Genomic DNA, 586 nt, shown 5'->3' on the forward strand with positions numbered 1-586 from the left:
GGTGGTGCAGCCGGCGTCGTGGGCGGTGATGGTGAGTTTGGCCGCGTTGTGGCGGGCGGTTGGGGTGGAGCCGGTGGCGGTGGTGGGTCATAGTCAGGGGGAGATCGCGGCGGCGTGTGTGTCGGGTGGGTTGTCGTGGGAGGACGGCGCGCGGGTGGTGGCGTTGCGTAGTCGGGCGTTGGCCGGGCATCTGGCGGGCACGGGTGGGATGGTGTCGGTGCCGGCCGCTCTGGCCGAGGTGGGGGAGTGGATTGCCCGCTGGGAAGGGGACTTGTCGGTGGCGGCGGTCAATGCTCCCCGTCAGGTCGTGGTCGCCGGTGCCGCCCAGGCGTGTGGGGAGTTCGCGGAGGTGTTTGCGGAGCGTGGGGCGCGGCGGATCGCGGTCGACTATGCCTCCCACACCGCACATGTTGAAGCGGTCGAGGACCGGTTGGGCGAGGATCTGGCGGGACTGTCCCCGGTCAGTGGTGCGGTGCCGTTCTATTCGACGCTTGAGGCGCGGGTGGTGGATACCGCCCAGCTGGATGGGGGGTATTGGTATCGGAATTTGCGGGAGCCGGTGCGGTTCGGTGAGGTTGTTGCCGGG

The 586-nt window shown here is 69.6% G+C and carries 1 protein-coding gene; it reads left to right on the forward strand.

The genetic code is table 11. The annotated features are described in order from the left end of the window. Nucleotides 1-586, forward strand: a 586-nt coding sequence (locus WA788_RS35535; RefSeq protein ID WP_335984637.1) for an acyltransferase domain-containing protein, incomplete at both ends; no start/stop codon positions are given.

Origin of the sequence: Streptomyces sp. CA2R106, assembly GCF_037034245.1 — a bacterium.
In the GTDB taxonomy this organism is placed as follows: domain Bacteria; phylum Actinomycetota; class Actinomycetes; order Streptomycetales; family Streptomycetaceae; genus Actinacidiphila.